Raw genomic sequence first — 20760 nt, forward strand, 5'->3', positions numbered from 1 at the left:
GTGACGAGCAGCATTCGCCAGCGGTATCCACCGCTGGTTTTTTATGGGGAAAACAAGGCGCTGTAGCCATATCTCCCCACTTCACCTGATTTTGTCTCGACCTTTCCTCATGCTAGACTGCGCTCTGATTTTTGCGGCCCGGGAATGGCGCTGCTTTTTTCCATTTCGCGGACGTGTCTCCACTTGTATAAAAAAGGCCTGTAACCAGATGATCATGAAACGCATTCTTGGACTTTTTTCCACGGACCTCGCCGTCGATCTCGGCACCGCGAACACGTTGATTTATGTACGAGGAAAAGGGATAGTCCTCTCGGAACCCTCGGTGGTGGCCATTCACACCGGTCGCCGCAGTGGCAGCAGTCGACGCTTGCATGTAGGCGAAGAAGCCAAGCGGATGCTGGGTCGTACGCCTGCCAATATTACGGCCATTCGCCCACTCAAGGACGGTGTCATCGCCGATTTCGAGATTACCGAGGCAATGCTCAAACATTTCATTCGTCGCGTGCATCATCAACGCTTTCTGAGTCCCAGTCCCCGCATTATTGTCTGTGTGCCCTATGGGGCCACCCAGGTGGAACGCCGCGCCATCCGCGAATCGGCCATGAGCGCCGGCGCCCGCGAAGTTCATCTGATTGAAGAGCCCATGGCGGCCGCCATTGGTGCGGGAATGCCGGTGGCTGAACCAACGGGTTCCATGGTGGTGGATATTGGTGGTGGCACCACCGAAGTCGGCGTCATCGCCCTGGGCGGCGTGGTGTACTCCCAAAGTGTACGGGTGGGTGGCGACAAAATGGATGAGGCCATTGTGAATTATATCCGTCGCAATTATGGCATGTTGATTGGCGAAAGCACCGCCGAGGAAATCAAGAAGAACGTCGGCTGTGCTTATCCTGGTCAGGAAGTACTCAGCCTGGAAGTCCGGGGCCGCAATCTTGCCGAAGGTGTTCCTCGCACTTTCACCATCAATAGTAATGAAATCCTGGAGGCCCTTCAGGAGCCACTGGGTGCCATAGTCGGTGCCATCAAACTGGCTCTGGAACAAACCCCTCCCGAGCTCGCAGGTGATATTGCCGAGCGCGGCATGGTCCTGACGGGAGGCGGTGCCCTGCTGCGCGATCTGGACCGGCTCATTATGGAAGAAACCTCCTTGCCGGTGGTTGTTGCCGAAGATCCTTTGACGTGTGTGGCCCGAGGCAGCGGTCGCGCTTTGGAAGAACTGGAACTTCTGGGTGAGGTATTCGCCGACGATTAAACCGGCGAAGTCATAGAGCTCTATATGCCAGCGTTGTTTTTCCCCCGCCGCTACCCGCCGCTCCTCCGTGTAGCGGCGTTTGTGTTGCTGAGCATTGCTGTTGCAGCGTTCAGTGAAAAACATCCTGACCTGCAGAACTGGACCGGGAACCTGAGTTACCCCGTGCATTGGATGGATATGCAGGTGTCAGATAACTGGCGCACGTTGCATCGATATCTGCAGGATCGCAGCGAATTACTTGAACAAAATGCGCAGATGCGGGAAAAGCTCAAGTTAGTGGAACCCCAATTGCTGGAAAACGAAATACTCCGCAATGAAAACCGGCAACTGCTGGCATTACTCGGCAGCTTTCCCCAACCCCCCGGCAAGATGGCCGTTGCCCAGGTCGTCGCCGAAAACTTTTCTCCGGGCAGCCAGACCATTACGGTCAATCTGGGAAGTCGCAATGGCGTGCGGGTGGGACAACCGGTTCTCGCGGCGGGTGGCGTCGCCGGACAGGTCATTCATGTAGCCGAACTCAGTGCCCAGGTCGCCTTGATCTCCGATCTCGATAGCAGCATTCCTGCACAACTGACGGGCACGAACATTCCGCTGCTGGTCAATGGCAAAGGCAATATTCATGCGCTGAGTATTCCCTTCCAGTCGCGCAACACCCACCTGAAAGTGGGCGATCGCTTGGTCACCTCTGGTCTTGGGGGAAGGTTCCCCTCCGGCTTGCAGATTGGCACCATTTCAGCCGTCATTCACAACGGTGACGAGCCCTTCGCACAAATCTCCGTGAAACCTTCCGTATCCTTGGGTCAGTTGACCACCGTCCTCATTTTATTGAAAAATACATCCACCATTCGGCACGGCAAGCCATGACAGTCGTGGCCATGATAGTTGCCTTTTTTCTGGCATTGGTGCTGGAAACACTGCCTTCTGGCCCTATTTATGGCATGGTCCATCCGGACTTTGTCGCCATGCTCTTGCTGTACTGGTCCATTCGCAGCGGCTCCGAGCTCAGTTATACGCTGATATGGCTAATCGGACTGCTCCAGGATCTGGTGATGGGCGATGTACCTGGAGGGCAAGCCATCGCCGCCGTCCTCATGATTTATGCCCTGGTCAATGGCATGAGCAGAGTGCGGCGTCTCTTTGTCTGGGAACAACTGGTTTTCATTTTCATGCTCTTGTTTCTCCATCGCCTGGTCGTCTGGCTCTGGCAACTCTGGTCCGGACCGGTAAGCTGGCATTTCAGTCTGCTCCTCAGCCCGTTGATCGGGGCCTTGCTCTGGCCGCTGTTTACCTATCTGCTGGACACCCTACGTCATCATTTGAAGACATCATCATGAACATGCAACAACGCCTCCTTCGCCCCTTGCAAAAACTGGATCCCGCCTTACTGACCGGGATTGTCCTGTTGATGCTCATCAGCCTTGCCGTGCTATACAGTGGTAGTCAGGAGAGTTTGCGGGTGGTATTCGCCCAGTTGTTCCACTTTGCTGTCGGCTTTGCCGTACTGATCGCCATTGCCAATACTCCGCCGGAACGCTTTCGTGCCTGGGCCCCCGCCCTCTATGTGATTGGTGTGGTGCTTCTGGCTCTCACTTTGGTCGTCGGCAAGACCAGCCTGGGGGCCAGACGCTGGTTGGGAGCCGGACCCATTACCTTCCAGCCTTCGGAACTCATGAAATTGGCCCTGCCACTATTAATGGCTTACTACTATTCCCAGCAGGAAAATGTGCGGCATTGGCGTTCGGCAATCACCGGTTTCATCCTTATTGCCATCCCCTTCCTACTGATCGCCAAGGAACCGGACCTGGGAACGGCCGCGCAAATTGGCGCCGCCGGGATTTTCATGATGTGGCTGGCGGGAGTCAGACGCCGCTGGTTCTTTGGCCTACTGATCATCGCCGCCATCAGCGGACCGGTCATGTGGCACTTCCTGCACGGTTACCAAAAGGAGCGGATACTGACCTTTCTTGATCCCCAACGCGATCCCCTGGGGGCCGGGTACCATATCATCCAGAGCATGATTGCCGTTGGCTCGGGAGGCTTTTGGGGGAAAGGCTGGTTCAATGGCACCCAGGTCAACCTCGACTTTCTGCCCGAAGCCCAGACCGACTTCGTTTTTGCCGGTTTTGCCGAAGAATTTGGCCTGTTTGGCGTGCTCATCCTGATCGCCACCTATCTGCTGATTGTCTTGCGCGGACTGGTCATTGCCTTTGAAAGTCGGGATGCCTTCGGGCGCCTGATTGCCGGCACCCTGAGCCTGACTTTTTTTCTGTATATTTTTATCAACATGGGAATGACCACCGGTATTTTACCCGTGGTCGGCGTGCCGCTGCCCCTCATCAGCTATGGCGGAACGGCCATGCTGACGTTCATGATCGGCCTCGGCATTCTCATGTCCGTACATGCCCATCCCCGCACCCACGAATAATCAGCAAACAGACATAGCTTTCTTGGCGGGTATCATTATAATTCTTCAGATGCCCCCAAGATTGAATTCCAGATAAAACACTGCGTATTGAGGACCTGATGATTTCCCGCCCATCCCTGATGAGTCAAATTTTTCTCGTATTTTTCGGGCTGCTTTTTGCCAGCACCGCCTTTGCAGTTGTCCCGACCCCGCAACTGCCGATCCCTCCGGCACCCGCACTGCCTGCCATCGTCAGCTATGTATTGATGGATTATGACACCGGTCAGATCATTGCCGCCAAAAGTGAAAATCTGCACAGGGCTCCCGCCAGTCTCACCAAGCTCATGACGGCCTATCTGACCTATCAGGCTATGCAGAATGGCACCCTCAATGCCCACGAAAATATCTCCATATCCAACAAGGCTTGGAAGGCCGGTGGCTCCAGCATGTTCATCCAGCCCGGTCTGGCAGTCAATGTCGACCAACTGCTGCATGGCCTCCTGATTGATTCTGGTAATGATGCCGCCGTGGCCCTGGCAGAGACAGTGGCCGGCAGCCAATCCGGCTTTGTGACCTTGATGAATGAAACCGCAAGGCAACTCGGCCTGCATAACACCCATTACAACAATGTCGATGGCTTACCCGATGACAATCTGTATACCACCGCCCTGGATGTGGCCCGGCTCTCCCAGGTACTGATCCAGCAATACCCCCAAGTCATCCAGATTACCAGAAAGAAATCCTATACCTACAACAAAATCACCCAGCGCAGCTGGAATCCCGTCCTGTTCCGCGACCCCAGCGTGGATGGTCTGAAAACCGGGCTGACCGATGCTTCCGGTTACTGCATTGACGCCACAGCCCTGCGCAATGGCCGGCGCCTGATCGCCGTCGTCATGGGCGGACCCAACTGGGCGGGCAGCACCCATGCGGTGGAGGCCCTGCTGGATTATGGTTACCGTTTTTTTGTCAACCATCCCGTTTACCAGTCTGGGGCAGAAGTGGGCGAAATCACCCGCAGTGATTTTTCGCCCATGCATGTTCCGATGGGGGTGACCCAGAATGTCACCATCACCGTTCCCAAGGGTCATTTTTCGGATCTGCAGCGCGTGGTAGAAGTCAGCCCCAATTTGCAGGCACCCCTGAAAAAAGGTACGGTCGTGGGGACACTGGTTTTCCGCCTGGACGGTAAAATTCTCAAAACCATCCCGGTCGTCAGTCAGGTTTCTGTCGAAAAGGCAGGCTGGGTGTCCCGGATGTTCCACAAGATTGGTGAAGCGCTCTGAAACAGGATGAGGAGCCTGAATGACATCTGAATCGCATCACGCAGAGGACTATCCCCATCTGCATCATGTCAAGGTCATTGGTCAACATGCCGATCTCCTGGGTGCCGTGCGCAGGGCCGTGGAGCCTCATGCCCACCATCTGCCCGACAGCGCTTTTGCCATGCGCAGCAGTAGTCAGGGGCACTATTGTGCCGTCACCATCTCCCTGGAAATCCAACATGAAGCCCAGCTTCTGGCCATTTATACGGCAGTAAAAGCCGTGGACGGAGTCATCCTCTGCTTATGAATCATTCTCCCATACTGGTGCGTTGTTGGCCCGGCATTCTGCCCTACTTCACGGTTCTGGACGCCATGCGCGAATTCACCGCCCAGCGTGATGCAGAAACGCCTGATCAGATGTGGCTGCTTCAGCATCCCCCAGTATTTACCCTTGGTCGCAATGCGGATGCTGCTGATGTTCTGGACCCCGGTTCCATACCCGTCATCCGCAGCGATCGGGGGGGCAAGGTGACCTATCATGGCCCGGGGCAGTGGATTGTGTACCTGCTGATGGATTTGCCGCGCATGGGTATCAATGTCCGCCAATTGACCAGCATTATGGAACAGTCCGTCATTCAACTTCTGGCAGAGCATGGCGTGCGCGCCCATGCCCGCCAGGATGCCCCCGGGGTCTATGTGGGAGAAGCCAAAATCGCTTCCCTGGGACTGCGGGTGCAACGGGGTCGAAGTTATCATGGTTTAAGCCTCAATACCGACATGGACCTGGGTCCTTTCCAGCGCATTCATCCTTGTGGCATGCCCGGACTTGCCGTCACCCAGGTCCATGACCTTTGTCCCGACTGGGCCAGCCGGGACGTCGCCGAAGCACTGATGCAAGCCCTGTCCACGCAGTTCCAACGCCCTCTCCAGAAAGGAGGTGCCTGACCATGATAGCCATTACCGATAAAAAAGCCGGAAGAGGTGCCGAAAAAACCGCGCGCAATCCCATTCCCATCATTCCGGTGGAAACCCCCAGGGTGCCAAAACCACAATGGCTACGGGTGCGATCTCCCTTGTCTCCGGAAGTGGATCGGCTCAAAAAGATTCTGCGGGCGGCAGATCTGCATACCGTCTGTGAAGAAGCCTCCTGCCCCAATCTCGGCGAATGTTTTGGTGGCGGAACCGCCACCTTCATGATTCTGGGAGATGTCTGCACTCGCCGCTGCCCGTTCTGCGATGTGGCCCATGGCCGACCCCAGCCTCCGGATGCTGCAGAGTCCCTGCATCTTGCCCAGACCGTCGCCGGCATGGGGCTGCGTTTTGTGGTCATTACTTCGGTGGATCGGGATGATTTGCGCGATGGTGGTGCCCAGCATTTCGCTGAAGTCATCCGTGCCTTACGCCAGCACTGCCCGGACCTGCACATAGAAATCCTGGTTCCGGATTTTCGCGGCCGCGCGGATAAAGCCCTGGCGGCCCTCCGGGACACCCCTCCAGATGTGTTCAACCACAATCTGGAGACCGTGCCCCGTCTGTACCTGCAGGCCAGACCCGGCGCCGATTATCGACACTCCTTGAATCTGCTGTCCGCCTTCAAGGCCCAACATCCCGACATTCCCAGCAAATCAGGACTCATGCTTGGGCTCGGCGAAGAGCTGGATGAGATTCGTCAGGTCATGCAGGATCTCCGTCAGGCGGGCTGCGAACTGCTGACTCTGGGACAGTATTTGTCCCCTTCCCGCCATCACCTGCCGGTATTCCGATTTGTCCCTCCGGACGAATTTGAATCCCTGCGCCTGGACGGGCTGGCCATGGGTTTCCGTCACGTCGCCAGTGGACCACTGGTCCGTTCCTCCTATCATGCCGAACGCAGTTTTCATGAAATGACCGAAGACTGACCCTGACGTCTTATGCTGCTGCGTTATACCACGGTCCTGACGCTGGCATCGGCGCTGCTGCAACCTCCAGGCGTCCTGTTTCTCCTGGCCATTTTTGGCTGGATCAGCGAGCTGCTGGGCTGGCGTTATCTGGGGCGCATACTGCTGTTCATCGCCCTCTCCATGTTGTATTTTTTTTCCACGGCGATGGGTGCCCGCTTACTGCTCAGCCCTCTGGAAAACCGCTATCCGCCGCTGAATGGGCCTTTGTCGGGGGCACAAAAACCAGGAGCCATTGTCGTGCTGGGTGGCGGTGAAGTCATGACTTCACCGAAATCCCGCCAGGAAACCGCCAATGCCCGCACCCTGGTGCGCCTGATGGCGGCGGCCCGGCTCGCCAAGCGCACCCATCTGCCCCTGATACCCAGCGGGGGCGCGCCACGCTTTGGCGTGGCAGCGGAGGCCACCACCATGGCCCAGATCCTTCGTCAGGATTTTCATGTGAGCAACCCCATCTGGCCGGAAACCCACTCTTACAATACCGCCGCCAATGCCGCGAATTCCAGCGTCCTGCTGGCAGAGCATCATATTCAGCGCATCTATCTGGTCACCTCGGCACTCCATATGCCCAGGGCGGTGGCCTGGTTTCGTTTGTCCCATCTGGACGTAGTTCCCGTCCCCACCGATTATCGCCTCAACCAGATCCGCCCTTACCGGCTGGGAAGTTGGCTACCCAGGGCTATTTTCATGGAAATCAGCAGTGAGGCCTGCCATGAATATCTCGGCCTGCTCTGGCTTGGACTCCAGAAGCAGGGTCTGGGCAGCGGCGATTGATACCTTATTCTGCCTTGCGATCGGGGAACGAGACATGGACGTGCAGATGCTCCTGATCACTGGGCTTTGCCAGCTTTAAAGGCGGAGGTACTGCCGCACCATTGGCGGAAGGACCATAGGGTGCATACGCATAGGGCTTGGCGGGAAGCGCGGCCGCCAGGGTCTGGTAACTGGGTGAATGGACGCCGATGGGCAAGGCCACGGTATTGTGCTCACCGACGATGCGCCGCACCTTGCTCCAGTCGATCGCCTGCTCAATGTGATTTTCGTTCATGAACTTCTTGATCTGCATGACCGCGCGCTGCAGGTCAGGCACTCCCTTGTGATAGCTATCCATGGGTTTGTAGGACTGAAGATAGATCTCACCATCATGCACACCGACCAGATTGGGCATATCAATGATACGCACTGGCGTTCCCACCGGAACCATGGGGAAAAGTTGCGCCACATTCCCCGGATACATCTGGAAGCAACCCTGGCTGGAGCGCATACCTACCCCCCAGGGATGATACGTGCCATGAATGAATATCCCGGAAAGCCCCGTTTCCATGGCCAGTTCGCCCATGGGATTTTCAGGTCCGGGCGGCCAGTACCAAGGGATATTCATATGAAATTTTTGCTTGAACCAGGCATGGATGTTTTTGGGCACATTCCAGGCCGGCATCTTGAACTTGGCGATGATCCGGGTGGTGGTCAGATTTTCCTTCCAGCCGGGCAGAAATACCCCTACCGGATAGGTGTACACCACATGATCATTGTTCGGGAAAAAATAAATCCGCCGCGCCGGAATATCCACCACGATTCCGGTCCAGGGTTTGGGAGGCAAAATGTACTGGGCCGGAATGACGACCTTGCTGGCCTGCCCCGGCAACCAGGGGTTGACCCCTGGGTTGGCCTTGGTGACCTGATTGTAACCCAGGTCATAAAAACGTCCGATATCCAGGAGTGTATCTTCCCGATGGGTAGTTACAGCATGTAATGTGCCGACAATGTTGCCATGCTCCGGCAAAGGAAACACGCTCGCCTCAGCCATAGTAACGCCCAAAGCAGTGAGTGCAGCACTTAACAGCCAGATACCCCATTGTTTTTGCTTCATTGGCCTTCCTGTTCGCGGCAAATACCATTCAGATGCCCGACCAACTCCCGACAAGGAGCCGTTGGCAGCATTCTGATAACCGGCACTATCATAAGGGAAAAGGAGGCCTCTATGGAATCACCACAACTCATCATCTTAAAAAATGCCGTTCAAGGAGCGCGAATACCTGCAGCGGAACTGCATGATGCCCTGTTTCGCCTGGATCATACGCAGGCCGATCTGGCTGCTGACCTGCAGATTCCCTTCAGGGGACCTTCCGTGCCGAATGGACCTTGGCCACCGTCAGCCGCGAACGTTTTCCCCAGGTAGTGAAGGCACTGCCCTTTTCGGGTTATGCCAGCACTGCCCCAATCTTTCGCTCACTCGCGCCTGAGCGTATCCCGATTAAAATCTCTGCTTGCACTGTTTGCACATTGACAGGGTGCCTAAAACGCCTATTTACGGATCCATGCGTCAATTGCCGCAAACATGTTCAATCGGAAGTGAGCTTCGTGCATGGAATTACCTCTCAGCAGCCTGATCATCATTGTATTACTGCTTATCCTCCTGGTCTTTGCGGGACTCTGGAAATCATTCAACAGAAAACGGCTGCTGAAGGTTCCTCCAAAAACCAATGCTTCAAGGACAGCGGAAGCGTCCGTTTCCAATCCAAATCCGCAAGTTCCTCGGACCTCCACAGCAACTACACCAGATCAGATCACCAGCGCCGAAGTTGATGAGACCAGCATTCTCGAAGAGATTGAAATTTATCTGGCCTACGGACATCTGGAACAGGCTGCTACATCACTGAGCTGGTATGTTGCACACCATCCGGACGACATCCAGCAAAGCCGAAAATTGCTGGCCCTGTATCAAGAGATCCCGGACATGGATCGCTTTGCCGATTGGCTGAGTCACCTGTACGATACCGGAATCATCTCCGGTGTGGAGGCTCAAGATCTTGTTCTCACGGGCCTCCATTCGGATCCAGAGAACCTCCAGCTCCGCGTTCTTGCCGAGAATACCGGCATCAGTAATAGCCAGTTGGCAGCCATCAGCACTATGCAGGATACCGGGAACCCGGCACCGACTTCACCGGCGCTGCTCAGGGCGCAGCAAGAACTCCAACAAGCCCTGGTCAATCCCGAGCCACTGGATATGGATATCAGCGGTTTTTCTGAAAAATCCCAGCCGGATCTAAAAAACAAGGCGCACTCCGCACCTGTCAGCGGAGAAGAAGCACTGCTGCAGGGGCAATCGCACCTCGAGACCATCAGTCCCAGAGAATGGAGTATCAGCGCAACCCTGGTTGATCCATTAACCACCGTTCGTGTGTTGCAGGCGACCCAGCAAAATGCAGAAGCCGAACACATTTTAAAACGCAACCTCATTTTTGATCCTCGCAAGCTGGTCCTGCATGTGGCTTTGCTGGATATTTTTTATCGGCAAAAGCGTTGTGAAAATTTCGCAGAAGCATTACTGCAGCTTTATATCAGCTTATGGGGAGCTGGCGCCGCCCTGCGTGCCCGGATGCTGAATCATGGCCGCCAACTGGGAGATCATCCGCTCTGGGGCCACCTGGAGGCCAGTGAAACAAACAAACATATACTCGCTGAACAAGCCGAACAATACGGCCTTTACTTACCCCTGACAGCCATTCCATTTACCAGTCCGGCGCTGGTTTTGGAGGAGATTCGCCGCGATCATCGGATCGTGATCAAGGACAACGATGACAGCATTCTGCAAGAATTCGACAGTCTTCTGGAGTATGGGCAGGTGGAAGAAGCCGTCGATCTTCTGGAAAAGGCTACCCTCGCTCGTCCCGATCACAAGATTTACTACCGACCCCTTCTGGAAATGTATGAACGTATGGGTGCCCATGAACGTTTTTCCCGCTTTGCTCGTGCCATTCTCAACATGGAAACACCCCCTGATGCAGCAATCATGCGTCAGATGTTCAGTCTTGCCGAACGTATGCAGCGCCAACCGGTACGACAGGTCATTTAGGATTTGATCATGACGAATAATACTTCCCATAGTGACAGCATCCTCGTTCGTGGCCTCGGTATGGATAACCGCAAGGAAGCGGTTTTTCGCATGGCCTTCAAAATGCATACTTGCCGTCAATATCACCTGCTCGAATCCGCCGATGATCGGGTTCCGCATCTGACCATTGTGGATATTGACGGACCACAAGGCCGTGAAATCGCCCGCAAGCTGCATCAGGAGGAACCCACACAACGTGTTCTGGTCACCAGCGTCTCTTCATCCGCAGACTGCCGGTTCCCGATCCTCCAGAAGCCGGTGCGGATGGAAACCTTGTTTCCCGCATTGGAATCGCTTTTACTGGATTCACCCAAGGCACCTGAAAAAACTCCTGCTGACACCAATGTCAAGCCGATTCGACCGGATGTGACAATCCCCCCAATGAGCGTCAACGTCCCGGAGACGATTCCGACACAAACTCCGCTGATTGCACCAGCCATACCCGCCAAACCAGTGCCGGTGCTCCGCCCCGAAGAAGTCCAGTATTTCAATTCCAACGAAGGATTGCTGGGTCTTCTGCAAATCGTTCAACGTGATCAAACCACAACCATCATTGCCGACCAGAACCAACACATCATCTTACGTATTGAACCGATGACGGATCAGGCCATCACTCTGGCGGATGATGAACAGATACAGCATATTTGTCGCACATCTTCGGTGAAATTGCAGATGCGTGCGCCGCGCGAGGATGATTCCGCAGGCAGCGATACGGCTCGCCACATGTCCCTGCAATCCTTGCTCTGGCAGGTGGGCGCATGGACGGCCAATGGCCGACTGAACCAGAAACTACCAATTAATGCGCCGGTGCAACTGAAGCAATGGCCTAATCTGACCCGCTTGCCCATGCTCCCCGATGCACTGCGGCTGGCGGCATTTCTGGCGCGCTCTCCTGCTTCGCCAGCGCTCACGGTGAAAATGTTGCGCGTTGAAGTACCGGATTTATTCAACTTCCTGGCCGCCGCTGATGCGCTGGAATTACTGCACTACAACACTCCAGAAAATCCAGGGAACATGGTTCGGGTGCCACAGCATTCAACCCCTGCAGACACAGAAATCCCCGCAGCCAAAAGAAGCTTTTTGGGCCGCCTCCTGAAGCGCATAGCCGGGATATAGGGCTTGCGCATGCTGCGATGCTGATAACGATGATTTTCAAGGAGCCATTTTGTGAGAGAAGACAATAAAATCGTTTTTACAGGTCCAGTTGGCGCGGGGAAAACCACCGCCATATCGGTGATATCGGATATGCCGATCATATCCACAGATGCTCAAGCCTCAGACATGACGCTGAATCGCAAAGGGCATACCACGGTAGCCATGGATTACGGCACACTCAAACTGGACCCCCAAACCAAAATTCATCTGTATGGCACCCCTGGGCAAGAACGCTTCGATTTCATGTGGGATATTCTTACTACAGGCGGGCTGGGCCTGGTCCTCCTGTTGGATAATACTCGTCCCAATCCCAAAAAGGATCTGCATTTTTTTCTGCACGCTTTCAGGGACTACATTATCCATGCTCCCGTGGTGATTGGCATTTCCAAGACGGATCTGCAAAACCGGCCAAGCCCTGCGGATTATGCCAACATGCTTCTCGAAGTGACTGCTGACCTCAAAATGCTGAATCCGATTCCACCCATTTTTGAAATTGATGGCCGCAAAAAGGAGGACATAAAAAATCTGGTCATGGCCCTGCTTTACTCCATTGACCCAGGGATTGGAGACGTTCCATGAGCATAGAGTTGGTTACCGCGCGTACCGAGGTCTACGGCGAAGTGACCCCTGCGGGGGCCTTTTATGCGACTTCCAGCCCAGATCAGGAAAGCAACCGTGCCATTTTGTTGCATGTCCTTCGCAGCGGAAATCGCGCCCCTTTTTCTGCCGAAATCGCCTGTCAATGGGCGGAAAGCAGCAATCCCGAAGCAGCGCTACGCAGCGTTTTCCGCCTGCAACGCCTCGGCCTGCTGCGCGGTACCCATCAGGCTCGGGCCGACAGCGGCCTACGACTGGAAGATGCCTTACCTCCCTTGCTTGCCCGCTTATCGGACCAGCAAAAAACCCTTCTCGCCGATGAAAATGGTTTTTATCTGGCAGCGGCAGGTTTTGCCCATGAAGCGGCGGAAGAACTGGCGGGTCTTTCCGCTGATCTGCTTTCCCTGCAATCCCGCCACGATCGCCTGCTCAAAAACAATTTACGGGTCAACACGGAAAGTTGGGGGCTATTGGACCCATCCGGCCGATCTGAATTGGGTTTTTGGCCGCTATTCATCGGGCAACAACGTTTCATGCTCATCGTCAGCGGTACCCCCCGTCTTCAGGATCAGTCCTTTGTCACACTGGTCCAGGAGCTGGATAAACGCTACCGCTGATTTCTTATATTTCATACCGAATTATTGACAGTTCATCAGGAGAAACCCCATGCGCGAAGAAATGCTCAAATCCATCCTCAGTGACCTCAATGGCTCGTCCGCCGATATCGAGGCGTCCGCAGTCATCTCTACCGATGGTCTTACCATTGCCTCCCTGCTTTCTTCCAGCATGGACGAAGACCGCGTCGGCGCCATGGCCGCCGCCATGCTCTCACTGGGTGATCGCACCTCCGCAGAATTGGCCCGGGGTGAGCTCGAACAGGTCATGATCAAAGGTGACAATGGCTATGTGCTGCTCATTCATGCCGGTCCTGATGCCGTTTTGACCATCATCGCCCGCAAGGAAGCCAAGCTGGGACTGGTGTTCCTCGACGCCAAACGCGCCTCCAGCGGTATTGCCGAACTCTTGTGATCCTGTCTTTATCCAGGGATCGCTCCGGATCGCTTCACAGCATCCGCTCCCTTGGGCCATAATGCGCCAAATCACTGTCCGAGACGCATATGACTTTTCAGGAAATCATCCAGCGGCTCCAGAGTTTCTGGGCCGCACAAGGTTGCGTACTATTGCAGCCCATGGACATGCCCGTCGGGGCTGGTACCTTTCATCCCGCCACCTTCCTGCGCGCCATCGGTCCCGAACCGTGGCGGGCGGCTTATGTGCAGCCTTCCCGACGTCCCACCGACGGGCGCTACGGGGACAATCCCAATCGTCTCCAGCATTATTATCAGTTTCAGGCTGTCCTCAAACCCAATCCGGTTCATTTGCAGGACCTGTATCTGGATTCCCTGGCGGCTCTGGGGATTGATCCGCAGGTACAGGATATCCGTTTTGTGGAAGATGACTGGGAATCTCCCACCTTGGGTGCCTGGGGACTGGGCTGGGAAGTCTGGCTGAACGGCATGGAAGTCACCCAGTTCACCTATTTTCAGCAGGTGGGCGGTCTGGATTGTCATCCGGTGATGGGTGAGGTGACTTATGGTCTGGAGCGTCTGGCCATGTACCTGCAAGGTGTCGAAAGCGTCTACGATCTGGTCTGGACCCCAGGAGTCCTCTACGGTGACGTTTTTCATCAGAATGAAGTGGAACAATCCCGCTATAATTTTGAGCTGGCTCCTGTAGAAGATCTTTTCCAGCGTTTTGATCGCGCCGAAGCCGACTGCCGCACGCTCCTGGCCAACAAACTCCCTTTACCCGCCTATGAACGGGTTCTGGACTGCTCCCATACCTTCAACCTCCTGGATGCCCGTCATGCCATCGGCGTCAACGAGCGCGCCCGTTTTATCGGCCGGGTTCGTGGACTGGCCAAGGGGGTTGCGGAAATTTATGCAGAAACCCGCGCCGAACTAGGCCATCCCCTGCTGCGGAGCGCATGATGTCAGCCCATGAAAATCCTCTCCTGGAAGATTGCCTCTTGGAAATCGGTTGTGAAGAACTTCCCGCCCGCGAACAACTCCCCATTCGTGACGCCGCTGCTGAACAAATAGCCCGCCTGCTGGATGAAGCCGGACTTGATTATGGTCAGATCACGGCCTATGTCACTCCGCGGCGTCTGGCTTTATGGATTCGGGACGTTGCCCTGCACAGCCGTCCCCGGGAAAGCATCCGGCGCGGCCCTCCTGTGGAAAGAGCCCGGGATGCCAGCGGAAAAGTTACCCCGGCAGCCGCAGGCTTCGCCCGCTCCTGTGGTGTGCCCTTCGAAGACTTGCACACCCTCGATACGGAAAAGGGCCCGGTACTGGCCTGGCGGGAAATCGAGGCCGCACGCAGCAGTTACAGCCTGCTGCCGGAGATTGCCAGCCAGACCATTGCCGCCCTGCCTTTACGCAAACGCATGCGCTGGGGATCACGCCAGGATAGCTTCCTGCGCCCGGTGCGCTGGCTGCTTTTACGCCAGGGACAGCAGGTGCTGGACTGGCAGGCATTTGGCCTGCAGGCCGGAGGCGAGAGTTTCGGCCATCGGGTCCATCATCCCGCCGCCATCCCCATCGAGCGGATCTCGGAATACGCGGCAGCCCTGATGCATGGCCAGGTCATGGCGGATTTCGCCCTGCGCCGCAGTCATATTGCCAGCAAAATTTCAGCCCTGGCCGAAGACCTGCGGGCCAAGCCCCTATTACCACCAGCCTTGCTGGATGAAATCACCGGACTGAATGAGTGGCCGGTGATCCTGATGGGCAGTTTTGCCGAAGATTACCTCCGGATTCCCGAGGAAGTGCTGATCACGGTCATGATGCAGCATCAACGTTATGTCCCGCTGCGCGGCGAAAACGGCCAACTGCTTGCGCAATATCTGTTTGCGGCCAACCTGCAAAGTCAGGATGCCCAGGCCGTCATTCACGGCAACAACCGGGTCCTGCGGGCGCGTCTGGCCGATGCGGCTTTTTTCTGGGATCAGGATCGCCAGAAATCCCTGGCGGAAAGACGTCCGGAACTGCAGCATGTCCTCTTTCAGGAAGGTCTGGGCAGCATTTATGACAAAACCCTGCGCCTGCAAAAGCTGGTGCGGGCGTTGAGCCCTCTCTGTCAGGCCAGCGCGAATGATCTGGAACGTGCTGCAGCGCTCTGCAAAAGTGATCTGCTGTCCGGCGTGGTCGGAGAGTTTCCCGAACTGCAGGGAATCATGGGTGGACATTACGCCCGTCACGACGGCGAAAAGCCCGACGTCGCGGCGGCCATTGCCCAGCATTATCTGCCCAACGGTCGGGAGGATGACACCCCCCAAAGCCGGGCTGGTCAGTGTCTGGCCATTGCCGACAAGCTCGACACCCTCTGCGGTTTTTTTGCCATTGGCCAGGTTCCCAGCGGCGACCGGGATCCCTTTGCTCTGCGCCGCGCCGCTTTGGGCGTCCTGCGCATCATTCTCGATGCCGGATTAACCCTGCATCTGGACGCAGCCGTCGCCCTGACGCTGGAAGCCCTGGATCGAAATATTGTCAAGGATCCCACTGCACTCAGCATCGCCGTACTCGACTTTTTTCAGGATCGGATGCGCGTATATTTCAAGGAAGAAGGTTTTCGCGGAGATCAGATCAACGCCGTGCTCAGCCGTCAGCCCCATCAAGTCCTGGATGCACGGCAACGCCTGGAAGCCCTGGCCACATTTTTCGCCGAACATCCCTCTGCCGAGGCGCTTGCTGCGCTGATCAAGCGCATCAATAACCTGCTGCGCAAGGAGCACCGGGAGGTCACTGGCGAGCCTGATCCACAACGCTTTGAAGAACCAGCCGAAAGGCAGCTCTGGGCGCACTGGCAAGCCATGGCCGAATCCGTGCATACGCATCTGCGCCAAGGGCAATATGCCAGTGCTCTGGATCTGCTGGCCGGATTACGTCCCTCCGTGGACCAGTTTTTCGATCAGGTCATGGTCATGGCGGAAAACCCCGAAATCCGGCAAAACCGGCTGGCCCTGCTGTCCAGACTGCAGGACAGCTTTCTGGGCATTGCCGACTTTGCGCAGATCCAGGGCTCCTGATGGCACAATGGGTCATTCTTGACCGGGATGGCGTCATCAATGAAGACAGCAACACCTTCATCAGGTCTCCAGCGGAATGGCGCCCCATTCCGGGCAGCCTGGAAGCCATTGCCCGCCTCAACAGGGCGGGATTTCAGGTAGTGGTTGCCACCAACCAGTCCGGTGTTGGCCGGGGGCTGTTCGACATTCGCACCCTCACCGCCATTCATCAGCGCATGCGTCAGGAACTGGCTGTTTTTGGCGGACGCATTGAGGCCATTTTTTTCTGCCCCCACCTGCCCGACGCTGGCTGCCCGTGCCGCAAGCCCCTGCCGGGCATGTTTCATGAAATAGCCGAACGCCTGCAGATTTCCCTGAGCAATGTGCCGGCCATTGGCGACAGCCTCCGCGATCTCCAGGCGGCCCACGATGCCGGAGCCAAACCCATCCTCGTACTCACCGGAAAGGGGCAAAATGCCCGTCGGCAAGCCGAACTGGCCGGATACCCGATTTTTGCGGATCTGGCAGCGGTGGTGCAGGCCTTATTACTGGGTGCCCCTTGATACAAACCCTGCGCAGCGGCATTTTTTACCTCGGCTTTTTCCTATGGACGATTATCTGGGCTTTTTTTACCTTGCTGACCGTGCCCATGCCACTCTCAGCACGGGTCTGGGCCAGCCGCCTCTGGGCCCGAGTCGCCGTCCACTGGCTCGGCCTCAGTTGCGGGTTACACTATCGCATCCGGGGCCTGGAAAATATTCCCGACACCCCCTGCGTCATTGTCGCCAATCATCAATCGGCCCTGGAAACCCTGCTCCTCTGGTGTATATTTCCGCGCTTGTCCTTTGTCCTCAAACAGGAGCTGTTCCGCCTCCCGATCATTGGTTGGGGACTGCGTCTGGCCTGGCCCATCGGCATTGACCGCAGCGCGGGTCGTCAGGCGCTGGTGCAGGTCATGGAAGAAGGCAAACTGCGTCTGGCAGCCGGATTTCATGTGGTCATTTTCCCCGAGGGAACCCGTTACCCCTGTGGTGAAGTCGGCCCTTTCAGCAGCACTGCAGCCGGGCTGGCTTTACGGGCAGCAGTGCCCTTACTGCCCATTGCCGTCAACAGCGGCTGCTTTTGGGCGCGTAATGACTGGCGCAAAAAATCGGGACAGATGGAATTAGAGATTGGTCCGGCACTGCCCCCCAGCGGAAAACCCGCGACACTGACCCAAGCCGCAGAAGACTGGATCCGCAACACCGTCAGCCAGATGCCAGGTGCGCCTGCAAAGCCATGACTATCCGTTCGGCAATATTCACGCCCGTACTTTTTTCAACACCCTCCAGACTGGGTGCAGGGTTCACCTCCAGCACCAGCGGATTCTGATCGGTATCGGCCATCAAATCCACTCCCGCAAAATCCAGACCCAACGCCACAGCGGCTTTCCGGGCCATATCTGCCCAGGCATCAGGTAGATCAGGCCATGCCCGGGCACGGCCACCACAGTGCAGATTGCTGCGAAAATCCTCTGTTGCCGATTCCCGGACCATGGCGGCAATGACTTCTCCAAACAAGACGATCACCCGGACATCCCGACGCCCGGGCAAAAATTCCTGAATCAGGGCTTCATGCTGAAGATTCAGGAAAGTATCCAGCATGCCCCGCGCAGCCATTGCGCTTTCCGCCAGACTGACACCGACGCCCTGGGAACCTTGCAGGAGCTTGTGGACCAGGGGTGCCCCCAGCATCTTCAGAGCGGCTTCCCGTTGCCGTGAATCAGTGAAATACAGCGTCTGCGGAACGGCTATTCCGGCAGCCAGCAGAACCTGCAAGGACGCAAATTTATCCCGCGCCAGTTGCAAGGCTTCGGCCCCGTTCAGACACAGAGTTCCGGCTCCGGCAAAATAGCGCAGCAGACGGGCGCCCAATGCGGTAATGGGCCCACCAATTCGCGGGATGACGGCGGCACAATGGAAAAGGGCCTCGCCATTGACATACAACTCAGCGTGGATGCCATTCAGGGACAGCAGACATTGCTCCGGGTCCAGGAGCAGCGGCTCCATGCCAGCAGCAGCAATGGCCTGGAGCAGTCGCTGGGTGGAATACAGGTTCCCGAAGCGCGACAAGACCACGATTTTTGCATTTTCCGCCATCATCAGGATGGGTCAGCACGAAAGCTCAGCAGGGGTAATTCGCCATGGGCGATGGATCTTTCGATGAAACCCGCCCTCCCCGGTTTTTCCTGTTCGAGCAGGTCCCGCGCCTGGGAGTCTTCCCCGCAAATGGCCGCAAACAGAACCTCCAGCTCCAGAGGGTCCACCCGCAAGCTCCCAAAAGGATCTTCGCGACTGGCAGTGCGCCAGAACAAATTGGGTAACCATCCCTTACTTTGTACCAGAGGATGTTGGTAAAGCCGCTGACACGCCTCAGCAATCTGTAATTCCGTCTGCGCTTCCCGCGTATTTTTCATTGATTGTTGATCCTTATTGGGTTTCTGTAAATGTGCCCTGCTCTCGCCAACAAGGCAAGTTTCTATTCAACCGCAAGTCCAGCATCATAAATCTTCTCCCTTGGCAACGGAATTATTGTGGAGCATAATAGTCAACAATATAAACAAGTAGTCATGTTTATTCGCAATAGCTGGCCATTCGGCCAAGGAGCACAGCAATGAGCGACAACAGCACGCAGCAAGGCGTAGCGGGACACGGCGCCTTTTTTCAGGACACCAATCTATCGGCCCATGAAGCGGAAGCGGCCACGGCTTGGGTGCGCAGTCACGTGGATCGGCGGACGGTGGACCTGGGCGAGCGCATGGACGACGTTCGCGAGCACATGTGGGAACTGGAAAAGGAAGGCGAAATCATCGTTCATCGTATCACCGATGAGCACAAGCCCATCGAAGTAGAGACGCTCTTTGGCTGGAAAAAGCGGGTGCCCACCAACCAGCTCTGGCACCACAAGAGCTGCGGCCAGTGCGGCAACATCCCCGGCTATCCCACCAGCCTCATGTGGTTCATGAACAAGCTGGGCACCGACTATCTGGACGAGACCGACCAGACCTCCTGCACTGCCTGGAACTACCACGGCTCCGGCATCGGCAACGTGGAGTCCCTGGCCGCCGTCTTCCTGCGCAACTTCCATCAGGCCTACGTCTCCGGCAAGCAGCACGGCTTCGAGAACGGCCACTTCTTCCCCTTGGTGCACTGCGGCACCTCCTTCGGCAACTACAAGGAGATCCGCAAATACCTCATCGAGTCCGCCGAACTGCGGGAAAAGGTCAAGAAGATCCTCGGCAAGCTGGGGCGCCTGGTGGACGGCAAGATCGTCATCCCCGAAGAGGTGGTCCATTACAGCGAATGGCTGCACGTCATGCGCAACCGCATCGCCAGCGAACTGCAGACCATCGACATGAGCAACATCCGGGTCACCGTCCATGCCGCCTGTCATTACTACAAGATGGTGCAGGAAGACGCCATTTACGACAACAGCATTCTCGGCGGCAACCGCACGGCGGTCGGCACCTCCGTCGCCCAGGCCCTGGGTGCGCAGGTCATCGACTACTCCACCTGGTACGACTGCTGTGGCTTCGGTTTCCGCCACATCATCTCCGAGCGCGAGTTCACCCGCAGCTTCTCCATGAACCGCAAGATCAAGGTCGCCCGGGAAGAAGCCAAGGCCGACGTCATGATCGGCATCGACACCGGCTGCATCACCACGCTGGACAAGAACCAGTGGATCGGCAAGGCGCACGACATGAATTACTCCATGCCGATCATCGCCGACGTGCAACTCGCGGCCCTGGCCTGTGGCGCCGATCCCTTCAAGATCGTGCAGTTGCAGTGGCACGCTTCGCCCTGCGAAGACCTGGTGGAGAAGATGGGCATCAGTTGGGACAAGGCCAAGGCCGACTTCCAGGAATATCTCAAGCAGGTGGAACAGGGCAATGTGGAATATCTCTACAACCCCGAACTGGCCACCAATCAAAACATCGACATGAAAGCGGGCGCCTCCGCCTGAATCACCCGGTAAACACCCCGGTCATGAACCCCGCAACCTGCGGGGTTTTTTATGCGCATAGGAAATCTATCCGGGCATGGAATACTTCAATCCCCAAAAAACTCCCCCTGCCCCATCATTTTCGAGTATGCTTAGGCACACTCGCCCCAACAAGCGAAACCATTTTCCGTTTTTACAGGAGGAA

At 56.3% G+C, this 20760-nt stretch carries 22 protein-coding genes; 19 read left to right on the forward strand and 3 right to left on the reverse strand.

Features of this window, described 5'->3' with window-relative positions; all coding sequences use genetic code 11:
• The first annotated feature begins 214 nt into the window (after positions 1 to 214).
• The 9 genes from ACJU26_RS12420 to ACJU26_RS12460 all read left to right on the forward strand — a co-directional run bounded on the left by ACJU26_RS12420 (position 215) and on the right by ACJU26_RS12460 (position 7632).
• Positions 215 to 1252, forward strand: coding sequence for a rod shape-determining protein (locus ACJU26_RS12420; RefSeq protein ID WP_414039947.1), 1038 nt, complete (start codon positions 215 to 217; stop codon positions 1250 to 1252).
• A 24-nt stretch (positions 1253 to 1276) separates the two neighbouring features.
• The gene (gene mreC / locus ACJU26_RS12425; protein ID WP_414039948.1) at positions 1277 to 2116 is read left to right on the forward strand and encodes a rod shape-determining protein MreC; all 840 of its coding nucleotides are present in this window, start codon (positions 1277 to 1279) and stop codon (positions 2114 to 2116) included.
• A gap of 11 nt (positions 2117 to 2127) precedes the next feature.
• A complete protein-coding gene (gene mreD, locus ACJU26_RS12430; protein ID WP_414041979.1) occupies positions 2128 to 2586 on the forward strand; it encodes a rod shape-determining protein MreD in 459 nt (152 codons plus the stop codon).
• Positions 2583 to 3677, forward strand: coding sequence for a rod shape-determining protein RodA (gene rodA, locus ACJU26_RS12435; protein WP_414039949.1), 1095 nt, complete (start codon positions 2583 to 2585; stop codon positions 3675 to 3677). The genes mreD and rodA overlap by 4 nt, the downstream gene beginning before the upstream one ends.
• Positions 3678 to 3775: 98 nt before the next feature.
• On the forward strand, positions 3776 to 4942 hold the full coding sequence (locus tag ACJU26_RS12440; RefSeq protein ID WP_414039950.1) for a D-alanyl-D-alanine carboxypeptidase family protein: 1167 nt from the start codon (positions 3776 to 3778) through the stop codon (positions 4940 to 4942).
• Between the two features lie 19 nt (positions 4943 to 4961).
• Positions 4962 to 5228: a YbeD family protein gene (locus ACJU26_RS12445; RefSeq protein ID WP_414039951.1), complete on the forward strand. Its 267-nt coding sequence runs from the start codon at positions 4962 to 4964 to the stop codon at positions 5226 to 5228.
• Entirely contained in the window at positions 5225 to 5866 is a 642-nt protein-coding gene (gene lipB, locus ACJU26_RS12450; RefSeq protein WP_414039952.1) for a lipoyl(octanoyl) transferase LipB, read from the forward strand. Before ACJU26_RS12445 ends, lipB begins: the two co-directional genes overlap by 4 nt.
• Before the next feature lie 2 nt (positions 5867 to 5868).
• Positions 5869 to 6819 carry a lipoyl synthase gene (gene lipA, locus ACJU26_RS12455; protein WP_414039953.1) on the forward strand — a complete coding sequence of 317 codons (951 nt, stop codon included), beginning with the start codon at positions 5869 to 5871 and terminating at the stop codon, positions 6817 to 6819.
• 12 nt (positions 6820 to 6831) lie between these two features.
• Positions 6832 to 7632, forward strand: coding sequence for a YdcF family protein (locus ACJU26_RS12460; protein WP_414039954.1), 801 nt, complete (start codon positions 6832 to 6834; stop codon positions 7630 to 7632).
• Positions 7633 to 7636: 4 nt separating this feature from the next.
• On the opposite strand, the gene ACJU26_RS12465 is transcribed toward ACJU26_RS12460, so the two are convergent.
• On the reverse strand, positions 7637 to 8728 hold the full coding sequence (locus ACJU26_RS12465) for a L,D-transpeptidase family protein (RefSeq protein WP_414039955.1): 1092 nt from the start codon (positions 8726 to 8728) through the stop codon (positions 7637 to 7639).
• Between the two features lie 495 nt (positions 8729 to 9223).
• On the opposite strand from ACJU26_RS12465, the gene ACJU26_RS12470 reads away from it, so the two are divergent.
• The 9 genes from ACJU26_RS12470 (at position 9224) to ACJU26_RS12510 (ending at position 17856) form a co-directional block, all read left to right on the forward strand.
• Entirely contained in the window at positions 9224 to 10714 is a 1491-nt protein-coding gene (locus tag ACJU26_RS12470; RefSeq protein WP_414039956.1) for a FimV family protein, read from the forward strand.
• A 9-nt stretch (positions 10715 to 10723) separates the two neighbouring features.
• Complete coding sequence (locus tag ACJU26_RS12475) at positions 10724 to 11869, forward strand: response regulator (protein ID WP_414039957.1); 1146 nt, start codon at positions 10724 to 10726, stop codon at positions 11867 to 11869.
• A gap of 51 nt (positions 11870 to 11920) precedes the next feature.
• Positions 11921 to 12487, forward strand: a complete 567-nt coding sequence (locus ACJU26_RS12480; protein WP_414039958.1) for a GTP-binding protein — start codon at positions 11921 to 11923, stop codon at positions 12485 to 12487.
• The gene (locus ACJU26_RS12485) at positions 12484 to 13122 is read left to right on the forward strand and encodes a roadblock/LC7 domain-containing protein (RefSeq protein WP_414039959.1); all 639 of its coding nucleotides are present in this window, start codon (positions 12484 to 12486) and stop codon (positions 13120 to 13122) included. Before ACJU26_RS12480 ends, ACJU26_RS12485 begins: the two co-directional genes overlap by 4 nt.
• Positions 13123 to 13171: 49 nt before the next feature.
• Positions 13172 to 13534 (forward strand): roadblock/LC7 domain-containing protein, encoded by a 363-nt coding sequence (locus ACJU26_RS12490; protein WP_414039960.1) that lies wholly within the window; start codon positions 13172 to 13174, stop codon positions 13532 to 13534.
• A gap of 89 nt (positions 13535 to 13623) precedes the next feature.
• Positions 13624 to 14496 carry a glycine--tRNA ligase subunit alpha gene (gene glyQ, locus ACJU26_RS12495; RefSeq protein ID WP_414039961.1) on the forward strand — a complete coding sequence of 291 codons (873 nt, stop codon included), beginning with the start codon at positions 13624 to 13626 and terminating at the stop codon, positions 14494 to 14496.
• Complete coding sequence (gene glyS / locus ACJU26_RS12500) at positions 14496 to 16595, forward strand: glycine--tRNA ligase subunit beta (protein ID WP_414041980.1); 2100 nt, start codon at positions 14496 to 14498, stop codon at positions 16593 to 16595. Before glyQ ends, glyS begins: the two co-directional genes overlap by 1 nt.
• Positions 16595 to 17137, forward strand: coding sequence for a D-glycero-beta-D-manno-heptose 1,7-bisphosphate 7-phosphatase (gmhB, locus tag ACJU26_RS12505; protein WP_414039962.1), 543 nt, complete (start codon positions 16595 to 16597; stop codon positions 17135 to 17137). Before glyS ends, gmhB begins: the two co-directional genes overlap by 1 nt.
• Positions 17134 to 17856: a lysophospholipid acyltransferase family protein gene (locus tag ACJU26_RS12510; protein ID WP_414039963.1), complete on the forward strand. Its 723-nt coding sequence runs from the start codon at positions 17134 to 17136 to the stop codon at positions 17854 to 17856. Before gmhB ends, ACJU26_RS12510 begins: the two co-directional genes overlap by 4 nt.
• Here ACJU26_RS12510 and ACJU26_RS12515 read toward each other — a convergent pair.
• Entirely contained in the window at positions 17822 to 18715 is an 894-nt protein-coding gene (locus tag ACJU26_RS12515; RefSeq protein WP_414039964.1) for an ATP-grasp domain-containing protein, read from the reverse strand. The genes ACJU26_RS12510 and ACJU26_RS12515 overlap by 35 nt on opposite strands.
• The gene (locus tag ACJU26_RS12520; protein ID WP_414039965.1) at positions 18715 to 19029 is read right to left on the reverse strand and encodes a hypothetical protein; all 315 of its coding nucleotides are present in this window, start codon (positions 19027 to 19029) and stop codon (positions 18715 to 18717) included. The genes ACJU26_RS12515 and ACJU26_RS12520 overlap by 1 nt, the downstream gene beginning before the upstream one ends.
• A gap of 197 nt (positions 19030 to 19226) precedes the next feature.
• Here ACJU26_RS12520 and ACJU26_RS12525 point away from each other — a divergent pair, with 197 nt between their 5' ends.
• Positions 19227 to 20576: a heterodisulfide reductase-related iron-sulfur binding cluster gene (locus tag ACJU26_RS12525; protein ID WP_414039966.1), complete on the forward strand. Its 1350-nt coding sequence runs from the start codon at positions 19227 to 19229 to the stop codon at positions 20574 to 20576.
• Positions 20577 to 20760: the final 184 nt, after the last annotated feature.

The organism is Acidithiobacillus sp. M4-SHS-6, from assembly GCF_047421495.1.
Classification (GTDB): Bacteria; Pseudomonadota; Gammaproteobacteria; order Acidithiobacillales; family Acidithiobacillaceae; genus Acidithiobacillus.

Bases quoted from the DNA above. Each gene is read 5' to 3' on its own strand.
- ACJU26_RS12420 (WP_414039947.1), top strand. From the start codon at position 215: ATGAAACGCATTCTTGGACTTTTTTCCACGGACCTCGCCGTCGATCTC.
- mreC (WP_414039948.1), top strand. From the start codon at position 1,277: ATGCCAGCGTTGTTTTTCCCCCGCCGCTACCCGCCGCTCCTCCGTGTA.
- mreD (WP_414041979.1), top strand. From the start codon at position 2,128: ATGATAGTTGCCTTTTTTCTGGCATTGGTGCTGGAAACACTGCCTTCT.
- rodA (WP_414039949.1), top strand. From the start codon at position 2,583: ATGAACATGCAACAACGCCTCCTTCGCCCCTTGCAAAAACTGGATCCC.
- ACJU26_RS12440 (WP_414039950.1), top strand. From the start codon at position 3,776: ATGATTTCCCGCCCATCCCTGATGAGTCAAATTTTTCTCGTATTTTTC.
- ACJU26_RS12445 (WP_414039951.1), top strand. From the start codon at position 4,962: ATGACATCTGAATCGCATCACGCAGAGGACTATCCCCATCTGCATCAT.
- lipB (WP_414039952.1), top strand. From the start codon at position 5,225: ATGAATCATTCTCCCATACTGGTGCGTTGTTGGCCCGGCATTCTGCCC.
- lipA (WP_414039953.1), top strand. From the start codon at position 5,869: ATGATAGCCATTACCGATAAAAAAGCCGGAAGAGGTGCCGAAAAAACC.
- ACJU26_RS12460 (WP_414039954.1), top strand. From the start codon at position 6,832: ATGCTGCTGCGTTATACCACGGTCCTGACGCTGGCATCGGCGCTGCTG.
- ACJU26_RS12465 (WP_414039955.1), bottom strand. From the start codon at position 8,728: ATGAAGCAAAAACAATGGGGTATCTGGCTGTTAAGTGCTGCACTCACT.
- ACJU26_RS12470 (WP_414039956.1), top strand. From the start codon at position 9,224: ATGGAATTACCTCTCAGCAGCCTGATCATCATTGTATTACTGCTTATC.
- ACJU26_RS12475 (WP_414039957.1), top strand. From the start codon at position 10,724: ATGACGAATAATACTTCCCATAGTGACAGCATCCTCGTTCGTGGCCTC.
- ACJU26_RS12485 (WP_414039959.1), top strand. From the start codon at position 12,484: ATGAGCATAGAGTTGGTTACCGCGCGTACCGAGGTCTACGGCGAAGTG.
- ACJU26_RS12490 (WP_414039960.1), top strand. From the start codon at position 13,172: ATGCGCGAAGAAATGCTCAAATCCATCCTCAGTGACCTCAATGGCTCG.
- glyQ (WP_414039961.1), top strand. From the start codon at position 13,624: ATGACTTTTCAGGAAATCATCCAGCGGCTCCAGAGTTTCTGGGCCGCA.
- glyS (WP_414041980.1), top strand. From the start codon at position 14,496: ATGTCAGCCCATGAAAATCCTCTCCTGGAAGATTGCCTCTTGGAAATC.
- gmhB (WP_414039962.1), top strand. From the start codon at position 16,595: ATGGCACAATGGGTCATTCTTGACCGGGATGGCGTCATCAATGAAGAC.
- ACJU26_RS12515 (WP_414039964.1), bottom strand. From the start codon at position 18,715: ATGATGGCGGAAAATGCAAAAATCGTGGTCTTGTCGCGCTTCGGGAAC.
- ACJU26_RS12520 (WP_414039965.1), bottom strand. From the start codon at position 19,029: ATGAAAAATACGCGGGAAGCGCAGACGGAATTACAGATTGCTGAGGCG.
- ACJU26_RS12525 (WP_414039966.1), top strand. From the start codon at position 19,227: ATGAGCGACAACAGCACGCAGCAAGGCGTAGCGGGACACGGCGCCTTT.